The sequence below is a fragment of the Synechococcus sp. H60.2 genome, assembly GCF_047462315.1.
Lineage (GTDB): Bacteria > Cyanobacteriota > Cyanobacteriia > Thermostichales > Thermostichaceae > Thermostichus.
In genome coordinates, this window is the sequence record NZ_JANSIZ010000086.1 from 1 (window position 1) to 9,081 (window position 9,081).

The following is a 9,081-nucleotide window of genomic DNA, read 5'->3' on the forward strand; positions in this document are numbered from 1 at the left end:
GAAGCGATATATCCAGAATCAGTCAGGAGGCGCTATCCCTCCCCACCCGGGTGGGGAATCCCGCGCCTTACGTTGAGATTCCTTCGCGTCAGCGGGCCGTAGGCTCTGGAGCGGGGGTTATGGCGTCCCCCCCAGGGCCAGGGCCGCGGGGCAAGCAAACCGCGCCTCAATCGAGGATAAACATCTAGGGATCCTCCGCACAGGGGACGGCAGCCTCAGAGGGGGCAGCTTGTCCTAGGCTATCCAAAAAATGCTGCAAGAGCTGAAAGCGAGGTGGGTTAAGACTGTAGTAGATCCAGCGCCCCTGCTGGCGAGCGTTGACCAACTGCGCATCTCGCAAGGTCTTTAAGTGAAACGAGAGCTTGGATTGGCTTATCTGCAGCTTTTCGCAGAGATCGCAAACGCACAGCTCGCGCCCACGCAACAGTTGCAGTGCGCGCAGGCGAATTGGATCGGAGAGAGCGTGAAATCCCTCCCGTACCTGCTCACACAGCAAATCCCCCTCTACCTTGGCCAACCACGAAACCATCCTTCAACTAGGGTAGCAAGAGCTTTGCGCCCCCACCGGCAAACACTCCTCCCACCCCAGTTGTTCCTGGGCTGGGAAGGCCGCCACTGCTCTGCAGCACACCGGCGCAACCCTGGGCTCGCACTGCCTCTCATCAGGCCAACCCCGGCAGCAGTTGGTAGTGCAACACCTGCGGTGGCCGAGCAAAGTAGGGCTCGAGGAGGGCGCGCCAGCGGACAAAGTTTTCCGATTGGCGGAAGTTAACCAGATGGGCCTCCAGGGATCTCCACTGTACCAGCAACAGGTACTGCTGAGGGTACTCTAAACAGCGCTGCAGTTGGTGCTGCCGATAGCCATCGGTTTGTTGTAGGTAGACAAAGGCTTGCGCGATGGCAGCTTCGAAGGCAGCTTCAGAGCCGGGGGTGACTTCAAACTGAGCCACCTCCAGGACAGGCGAAGGGTTCATAGGCTAGGTATGCAGGCCGCACTCGGTTTTGGCTGTGCCCTTCCAGCGGCCGGAGCGGGGATCCTCCCCCGGCTCCACCGGCGCCGTACAGTGGATGCAGCCAATGCTGGGATAGTTGCGGTCGTGGAGGGGATTGTAAGGGATCCCGTGGTCGAGAATGTACTTCCAGACTTGGCCGTTTGTCCAGTCGGCGAGCGGGTTGAGCTTGAGGCGGTTGCGCTTGCCATCCCACTGCACCTTGCCGATATCGGCGCGGGTGGAAGACTGCTCGCGGCGCATCCCAGTAATCCAGGTGGTGCAGTTGGCCAGGGCGCGATTTAGGGGTTCCACCTTGCGGAGGTTGCAGCAGAGGTCAGGGTTGGTGCGGTACAGCTCCGGCTCATACTGCGCTGCCTGCTCTTCCGGGGTGAGCAAGGGCTTGAAAACCTCCAGTTGCAAATCGGGGTAGCGCGCCAGCACCTGTTGCTGGAGTTGCAGGGTTTCCGGGAAGTGAAAATCGGTATCTAGGAAAAAGGCGCGAACCTGAGGGCGAATGGCCGTGAGCAGATCGATGAGAACCAGATCTTCCGGCCCAAAGCTGCAGGCCAGCACCAGCCCGTCCCCAAACTCCGCCACGGCCCAGGCCAGCAGGTCACTTGCAGAAAGGGGCTCAAAGTGCTCGCTCAGGGCAGCTACCTGGGACTGATACCGCCTTTGTACCTCCTGGGCTGCCCATTCCCAGGGGGTAGAGGAAGAAAGGGTTGTACTCATAGGGGGAAACGCCGAATCCACCTGCTTTGCCTTCTTAATCTACACTAATTCGGTCGAGCTTTAGGATTTTTATTGGGCAGCAGCGGCTGGCAGGGTAGATCGGGCTCCTCCAGCGCGCAGAGGGATCTGTCCCCAGCGATCCCGACGTGTCCCCATTACCAAGCCATGCCAGAGCGGCCTGGGTCCTGGGTCCAGGGGGTAAACCCAGTGGTAGCGTAGGATCCCTCGCCGGGGGTTGAGATCCACCTCGAACAGCCGCAGGGCCGAGACTGGCCCCACCAGAGGAGGTGCTGTCAGATAGGGGATCCCGTCTCGCACCTGGACCTTTGGCACATGCAGATGTCCACTCAACACCGCCACCACCCGCCCGTGACTCGCTAAGAGAGCATGGAGCGCGGCAGCTGGCTCCCTGTGGAGCCGGTAGTTGCGGAATACAACCGCATCCACTTGCGTAGGGGCAATAAAAGGTGGTTGGTGGATGAGCAGGATCAGCCATTCCTCTGAAACTGCTTGCAGATGTTCGCCCAGCCAGCGCAGTTGGGAGGGGCGCAGCACCCCCTGGGGCAAGGGAAAAGGCCCCAGGCTGGCATCAAGGGCAATTAGGCGGATCCCGGGCAGAGGGGAAAGACTGTAGTCGACATAGCCAGTGGGGGCTGGGAAGAGGGGAAATTGGCTTTGGCACCAGCGGATAAACTGCTCTCGATCAAAGCGCCCCTTTCTCCTCAGAGTGTCGACATCGTGGTTGCCGAGGCTGAGGTAGTAGGGCACCCGCAGTTGGGCGAGAATCTCCTGGAACAACTCAAAGCTCTCCGGATCGGCTTGATCCACCAAGTCGCCAGTGAACACCACAAAGTGTAGATCGGGCACTTGGTTGAGATGGGCAACAGCAGCTTCCAACTGGTGGCGAGGGGAATCGGACATCCACCAGCAGCGGCACCCCGTCTCCGGCATCAGGTGAACATCTGAGACTTGGGCAAAGCAAATCCTTTGGGTCGCCATCACCTAGGCACTTATTCACACCTCACGCCCGCATCATAGTCAATAACCAGCCAGAGGGCTATGGACTTCTCTTAACCTCTGCCGGGGTACCGAAGGGGAGTTGCGGTTGCTGCGATTTGGAATCACGACCAATGAGTCTGATTCTTGTTCCGGCGCCGCTGCCAAGCAACTGCTAGGGTGTAGCGACACGGATCTTCGCCAAGAGGATCCCTTAGTTCAAGCAAGGAGAAAAAATCATGTCTGCTACCACCCTTGTTCGTTGCGCCTGTGAACACTGCAACTGCAGCTTCGAAAGCAGCCAAGGCTATCGCTACGAAGGCCAACTCTACTGCAGCGAAGCCTGTGCCACCCATGACCACGCCCACCCTTCGCCTTGCTGCGTGGCCTCTCACTGCTGTCAATAGCAGGTTGGCAGGGATCGCTCACCCCGGCTTTTGCTTTCCGGGATCCCGTGTTGCTTCTCTCCCTGGGCAGTTTTTGATACGCTCCTAAGGAGCTTTATCCCTGTCGGCCCGGGGGCCGGCCCAACCCGTTGGCATGGAATACCGCTGGGATCTGCTGTCCACTCCACCCCAGTTTGATCCGGAGCTGAGCCGAGAATACGGCAAGTATGCAGCCAAGGTGTTGGCCTTGCGTGGGCTGCACAGCCGGGAACAAGCGCGGGCCTTCGTCGATCCTAATCGGTATTCTCCCACGCCAGCGGAATCCCTGCCGGATCTGGAGCGGGCGGTGGCGCGGCTGCTGGAAGCCAGGGAAAAAGGAGAAACCCTCTGCATTTGGGGAGATTTCGACTGCGATGGCGTTACCGCCACCAGCCTCTTGCTCTCGGCGTTACAGACCTTGGGCTTCCGAGTCCAGTTCACCCTACCGCTGCGCAGCAGCGAAGGGCATGGCTTGAACCCCCAGCGGCTGCAGCAGGTGCTGGCTCAGGGCTGCCAAGTGCTCCTGACAGTGGATTGCGGCATGGGCAATGCCGCCGAAATTGCTGCCGCCCAAGCCCAGGGGGTGGATGTCATCGTGGCGGATCACCACACCCTGCCAGATCCCTTGCCCCCTGCCTATGCTGTCATCAATCCCTTGCGTCTGCCAGAAGACCACCCGCTGCGCTTTCTGCCAGGGGTGGGAGTGGCCTACAAGATGGCGGAGGCCCTCTACCAAGCGCTAGGGATCCCGGGCGTAGAAGAGCACCTGGATCTGGTGGCGGTGGGGATCGTGGCCGATGTGGCGGTGTTGCAGCGGGAGTGCCGCTACCTGGTGCAGCGGGGCCTGGTGAGGCTGGCCAAGACGCAGCGTCCGGGGCTGCGGGTTCTTTTGGATTGGGTGAGCAACGGCCAATCCTCAGGAATGCCGACAGCCCAAGACATCGCCTTTCGCCTTGCTCCCAAGCTGAACGCCATTGGCCGTTTGGACGATGCCAGCCTGGCGGTGGAGCTGTTGACCACCTCCGATCCGCAGCGGGCCCAGACGCTGGTGGAGCATTTCGTTGCCCTCAATGAGGAGTGTCGGCAGCTCACCCAACAGGTGCTGCAAGAGGTCAGCCAGCAGGTGGAGAGCTTGGATCTGGCGCGGGAGCGGGCCATCGTCCTGGCCGGAAGCGGCTGGAATGCAGGGGTTTTGGGAATTGCCGCGGCGCGCTTGGCGGAGCAATACGCTTGCCCCACGGTGTTGATCGCCAAAGATGAGAGGAGGGGACGGGGCTATGGCTCGGGCCGCTCGATTCCGGGGGTGAACCTAGTGGAGGCCATCGAGGCCGTGCGTCCCCTCTTGCTGGGGGGAGGCGGACACCCCATGGCTGCCGGGATCCAAGTAGAGCTGTCTTGTCTGGCCGCCGTACAACTGGCTTTGCGGCGGGAGCTAGCCGCGCGGGTTAGCCCGGATCAGCAAGCTCGCGCCCTGGCGGTGGAGATCGTCATCGATTGGGAACTGTTGGCCTCTCAGGGCCGGGATAGGGTGGCAGAGCTGGACGAGGTGTATCGGCAGTTGCAGCTCCTGCAGCCCTTTGGCCACGGCAATCCCAACCCCGTCGTAGCCCTGATGAACGTTCGCCGTGGTAGCGTCCGGTTGGGAGTTTCTCAGAAGGGTCGCCACCTGAAGTTTGAGCTGGGATCCCGTACCCTCTGGTTTTGGGAAGCCGGCGAAGAGTTGGAGCGGTGGCAAGAATGCCGGGCCCTGGACATCGCCCTGCAGTTGGAAGCCGACGCCCAAGGCAAGCAGCCCTGGCAGGGCAAAGTACTGGCGGTGCGCCCCTCTGGTAACTGGCAGGCGCCCACCGTTTCCGTCCCCAGTCTTCAGATCCGGGATTACCGGCAACGCCCCTTGCCGGATTCCCTCAAAGGAGTCCTCTGCTACGATGGGCAGGCCCTTCCTCTCGATCAAGACTTCCTCCTGCTGACAAAAACAGCCCTGCTGCTGGCCCGCTGGCCCTGGCTGCCAGCAGACTTGGCCCAACTGCTGCAACAGGTGCAGCCGCAAACGCTGATCCTGGCTGCTTCTGGCCACCGCTGGGAGCGCCTCCCCCACCAAATCGCCCAACTCCAGGAATTGGGGCGGACAGGCCGATGGGATCCCCATGTCCTGGCGGCGGTAACCGGCTTGCCCTGGCAGTGGCTGGCGGAATTGGAGGGGCCGGAGCAGATCCCGACACGGCTGCTGGGCCGTATTCAAGAATCCCAAGCTTTTCACCGCTGGCTGGACGAGGTCAGCGCCGCCCAGATTGCCCAACTCTGCCAACGGCTGCTGCAACCGGATCCCCTGCCAGCGGTTTTTCCTCCGAAGTAGAAGACGACAACTGGGCACAACCACTAGCCAACTTTGGGATTGTGCACCAGGCTTAGCCCTGCCGGCTGGAGTTGTGCATCTTCGGCTCTGTCGGGCAGCAGGCGCAAGGGGGAACCAAAGCGGCCAACGGCTATGGTGTTGTGCAAGCCCGGCACCTGGCGGATGGATCCCTGACGTAGGCAGCGGTGCAAGCGCCGCAGCAAAAATAGATCGGCCTCGGAGCACTCATCTCGGAACAGCCTCACGTTGAGCTCGTGTTCCTGAGCAGCGGTGAGCAGACCGGTCATCATGGCAGTTTGAATGATTTGCTGCACAATCGTGCTTTTGATCTCGCTCATGGTGTGGATGCTCTTGGATTTAGACTTTTCGCTGGTTTTATTCTCGACAAGACCCTTTGAAATGAGCTCCGCCGAATGGCGGATTGGATATACGCACTTTGCCGGCTTTTTCGCTGCCCAAGATCCAGGGTCCTTCACTGATTTATAAGCTTCGACTTTGCTCAGATCCCATGCGGATAGAAACCTATATTGGCGATGCGTCAGACTTTCACATCTAACTCGAAGCCAGAGCAGCAATTGGATACGTAGCGATCCAATCTTCGCTGCAGTGCGGGATTAGACTCAACAATGGGTTGTTTGAACTTGCCAAAGAGTGGCCGATTCCATGATTTTCCGAGCCGTTGTTTGAAGCTACAAACAGATGTCTGTAGCAATACGGAACTGGGAAGCGTCGCTTATTACCGACAAATGGCGTAGGCTGGATTGGCCTTTTATCTGGGCTTTGTGGGACAGGAAGGCACCCAGGATGAGCGGCAACTTTGTGTTGTGTTAGGGTGGGGGCACTCTGTGGTGGCGGTTGGCTATGTCGGAAAGTCCCCAACAAGTTGGCCGTGCTGCCCCGCTGGGCTGCTGCGGCTGGGGTTGTCTGGATCTGGTGGCGGTGTTGGGCTTGGGGCTGGTGGGGGCAGGGATGGGATCCGCGCTTCGGGAGCCTATCGCACCTACCAATTGGCGGTGGAGCAGCTCGCACAGAATGCGGTGGTGGAGCGGCTGGGGGATCCCCTGCGTCCGGGCTGGCCCTCGCGGCTGCGCTTTCAGGGCGCTATAGGGATTGGCAAAAGACAAGGGCTAAGCGGAGGGATCCGGTAGGGGCTTACAGTCTACCAGTTGCGGCTCCTCTTGAGGAGTGAGGGTTTTCAGGTCTAGCAGTGCCGTTCCTGCCGGCGCCTCAACAGCGGGGCTCTCGGCGAGGTTGCCCAGCAATAGTTTCTGCAAAGCAGCTTGGGCCGGTTGAAACTGGGGATCCAGCTCCAGGCAGCGCTGCAAACTGGCCTGGGCCGCTTCTCGCTGGCCGGCCTGTAGTTGGATCAACCCCAAGGTATGCCAGAAGGCGGGCCGCTGCGGCTCCAGTTGCGTAGCCCGTTGGGCGTCGGCCAGGGCCAGCTCCAACTTCCCCAGCTTCAGGGCCTCCCAGGCGCGGTTGTTGAGGGCCACCGCGTCTTCTGGGGTGAGCTCCAGGACGCGCGAGTAGGCTTGCGCTGCTTTCTCTGCATCCCCCAGGTCGCCATAGACCAGGCCCAAGGCAAACCAGCCCCAGGGATCCCGTTCGTTGAGGCGGGTCATCTCTTGGGCGGCGGCAAGGGCTTCTTCCAATCGGCCCAGGCGGCGCAGGCTGGTGATCTGGCCAAACCAGCAGGCAAAGCTGCCAGGACGCTGCTGCACCAAGCTCCGGAACTGCTCCAGGCTAGCCTCGTATTGCCCCAGCTCCTGCTGGGCCACTGCCAGGGCGTAGCGAGCCGGGAAGTCCTTTGGCCGGATTTTCAGGGCTTCCTCGAAGTGGATGCAAGCCTCCTTTAGGTAGCCCAATTTCTGGAAGGCCACGCCGCGGGCGTACCAGCTTTTGGGGTTGTCGGCGTCGTAGCGCAGGGCACGTTCCAGGGCTTTGCTGGCCAGCCGATACTGCCCCAGGCGCAGCAGAGCCACCCCTAGGTTGTGGAGCGTAATGGGATCCCGGCGGCGCAGCCGCAGCGAGCGCTTGTAACACTCGATGGCCGAGCGCAGCCGCTGGCAGTGGAACAGGGCATTGCCTTGGTAGCGCCAGACCCGGCCACTTCTGGGGTTGAGCTTCAAAACCCGGGCAAAGCTGGCCGCCGCCGAGCTGGGCCGCCGCAGCCGCCGCAACACGATCCCACGTGCCAGCCAGGTGCGGGGCTGTTGGGGGTTGTAGCGCAGCGCCTTGTTCAGGCTGTTGAGGGCCAGCTTGGGCCGCTTGAGTTGCATGAGGCGAATACCGCGGTTGTGCCAGGCCAGGGCGTCCTCTGGGTTGCTCTCCAGCACCTTGTCGTAGTTGACCACCGCCGCTTTGTACTGACCCAGGCGCCCCAGAATCAGGGCCAGGCGCAGCCGCGTCTCCTCGTCGTAGGGGTTGATGCTCAGGGATCCGTTGTAGCTATCCACCGCCTCGCGGTAGCGGGCCAACTGCACCAGCACATCGCCGCGGCGGCTCCAGGCCAGGGCAAAGTTGGGATCCATATTCAAAGCGCGGTCGTAGGCGGCCAGGGCTTCGGTTAGGTTGCCCCGCTTGCGCCACTCCTCGGCCCGATCGAATTGAATATCGGCGCTGTTCCACTGGAACAGGCGCTGAAGAAATTGCAAAATGGCAATCTTGCGTGCCCCTTCCTCCGGTGTGGCAGAGGGCATTTCGCCAGTGGCAATGCGCAGGATGGCTAGCTGAATGGCTCGTAGGAAAGCTTGGAACCCCCGCACTTCCTCATCTTCAGGAGGTTCCTCGCGGCGGTGGTATTGCAGCCGAAATCGCTGCAGATCTCCAGGGGTGGGAAAGCTGGGATCCAAAAAGTGCATCAGCTCCCGGGCCCGGTACTCAAACAGCACCGGATCTTCCTCAGAGCCGCTAAAATCCAGCAGCGGCGCTTCTGCCAGGGGGCGGGGCAGCTCGGCGGGCGTGTGAAGTAGGGTCAGCAGGCGCTGGTTCTGTCGGGGCGGAGCGTGGGAGAAGCCGCTGTAGAGCTCATCTCTAGGCCAGGGATTGGCGACAAATTCCGGTGAGGTCACCACCCCGATCCAGCGGCATTGTTCGATGGCCAGTTGCAGCTCCAGCCGGCGGTCGTCTCCCGGCTGCAGCATCCAGCGGTCAAACCAGACCTTGAAGTCCTCCCGATCCAGCCGCTCCGCCAACTGCCGCGCCCAACGGGCCTGGGCCCGGTGGTAGCGCAGGAAGAGATCGAACTTGTAATGCCCGGAAGACATGAACGTCGGCTCGCTGCTCTTTTCCAGCTTATCCTCGCTGCTCTTTTCCAGCTTATCTTTGCCGCCGCCTCGGCGGCTTGGGGCGTTGCCCTTCCCCGACTGCAAGATCGGCGATAGTTGAGGAAGGGTTGGTCAGGAGGGGGAGATGGCAAGCGGAGTGCTAGCGATTGCCGCAGCGATTGGCTTGGTGGTTTTGCTGTTGGAAGCGATTCGCTATCGCCGCTGGGGATCCCTGCGCCGTTGGCAGCCGGCAATGGGACTGGGCCTGGCGGCCCTGGCAGCGCTGGGGGCGGGGCTGGGACAGTTGCCGGAAC

General features: G+C 61.3%; 9 protein-coding genes. 3 read left to right on the top strand and 6 right to left on the bottom strand.

The window, feature by feature from the left end; translation table 11 throughout:
- Positions 1 to 184 precede the first annotated feature (184 nt).
- From NW845_RS11350 to NW845_RS11365, 4 genes are all read right to left on the bottom strand, one after another.
- Complete coding sequence (locus NW845_RS11350; protein WP_414366079.1) at positions 185 to 529, bottom strand: ArsR/SmtB family transcription factor; 345 nt, start codon at positions 527 to 529, stop codon at positions 185 to 187.
- Positions 530 to 662: 133 nt separating this feature from the next.
- Positions 663 to 974 carry an antibiotic biosynthesis monooxygenase family protein gene (locus NW845_RS11355; protein ID WP_414366080.1) on the bottom strand — a complete coding sequence of 104 codons (312 nt, stop codon included), beginning with the start codon at positions 972 to 974 and terminating at the stop codon, positions 663 to 665.
- Positions 975 to 977: 3 nt separating this feature from the next.
- Positions 978 to 1,724, bottom strand: a complete 747-nt coding sequence (locus tag NW845_RS11360) for a phosphoadenylyl-sulfate reductase (RefSeq protein WP_414378615.1) — start codon at positions 1,722 to 1,724, stop codon at positions 978 to 980.
- A 69-nt stretch (positions 1,725 to 1,793) separates the two neighbouring features.
- Positions 1,794 to 2,723: a metallophosphoesterase family protein gene (locus tag NW845_RS11365; RefSeq protein WP_414378616.1), complete on the bottom strand. Its 930-nt coding sequence runs from the start codon at positions 2,721 to 2,723 to the stop codon at positions 1,794 to 1,796.
- 236 nt (positions 2,724 to 2,959) lie between these two features.
- On the opposite strand from NW845_RS11365, the gene NW845_RS11370 reads away from it, so the two are divergent.
- A complete protein-coding gene (locus NW845_RS11370) occupies positions 2,960 to 3,127 on the top strand; it encodes a hypothetical protein (RefSeq protein WP_414337946.1) in 168 nt (55 codons plus the stop codon).
- A 133-nt stretch (positions 3,128 to 3,260) separates the two neighbouring features.
- Positions 3,261 to 5,501 (top strand): single-stranded-DNA-specific exonuclease RecJ, encoded by a 2,241-nt coding sequence (recJ, locus tag NW845_RS11375; RefSeq protein ID WP_414378617.1) that lies wholly within the window; start codon positions 3,261 to 3,263, stop codon positions 5,499 to 5,501.
- Positions 5,502 to 5,524: 23 nt separating this feature from the next.
- Here recJ and NW845_RS11380 read toward each other — a convergent pair whose 3' ends face one another.
- Positions 5,525 to 5,839, bottom strand: a complete 315-nt coding sequence (locus tag NW845_RS11380; protein WP_414366086.1) for a hypothetical protein — start codon at positions 5,837 to 5,839, stop codon at positions 5,525 to 5,527.
- Between the two features lie 582 nt (positions 5,840 to 6,421).
- Between NW845_RS11380 and NW845_RS11385 the strand changes: the two genes are divergently transcribed.
- On the top strand, positions 6,422 to 6,649 hold the full coding sequence (locus NW845_RS11385) for a hypothetical protein (RefSeq protein ID WP_414378619.1): 228 nt from the start codon (positions 6,422 to 6,424) through the stop codon (positions 6,647 to 6,649).
- Here NW845_RS11385 and NW845_RS11390 read toward each other — a convergent pair.
- A complete protein-coding gene (locus tag NW845_RS11390; RefSeq protein WP_414378620.1) occupies positions 6,629 to 8,767 on the bottom strand; it encodes a tetratricopeptide repeat protein in 2,139 nt (712 codons plus the stop codon). The genes NW845_RS11385 and NW845_RS11390 overlap by 21 nt on opposite strands.
- Positions 8,768 to 9,081 lie beyond the last annotated feature (314 nt).

Excerpts from the sequence above, each read along its gene's own strand:
- NW845_RS11350 (WP_414366079.1), bottom strand. The coding sequence starts at position 529 with ATGGTTTCGTGGTTGGCCAAGGTAGAGGGGGATTTGCTGTGTGAGCAG.
- NW845_RS11355 (WP_414366080.1), bottom strand. The coding sequence starts at position 974 with ATGAACCCTTCGCCTGTCCTGGAGGTGGCTCAGTTTGAAGTCACCCCC.
- NW845_RS11360 (WP_414378615.1), bottom strand. The coding sequence starts at position 1,724 with ATGAGTACAACCCTTTCTTCCTCTACCCCCTGGGAATGGGCAGCCCAG.
- NW845_RS11365 (WP_414378616.1), bottom strand. The coding sequence starts at position 2,723 with ATGGCGACCCAAAGGATTTGCTTTGCCCAAGTCTCAGATGTTCACCTG.
- NW845_RS11370 (WP_414337946.1), top strand. The coding sequence starts at position 2,960 with ATGTCTGCTACCACCCTTGTTCGTTGCGCCTGTGAACACTGCAACTGC.
- recJ (WP_414378617.1), top strand. The coding sequence starts at position 3,261 with ATGGAATACCGCTGGGATCTGCTGTCCACTCCACCCCAGTTTGATCCG.
- NW845_RS11380 (WP_414366086.1), bottom strand. The coding sequence starts at position 5,839 with ATGAGCGAGATCAAAAGCACGATTGTGCAGCAAATCATTCAAACTGCC.
- NW845_RS11390 (WP_414378620.1), bottom strand. The coding sequence starts at position 8,767 with ATGTCTTCCGGGCATTACAAGTTCGATCTCTTCCTGCGCTACCACCGG.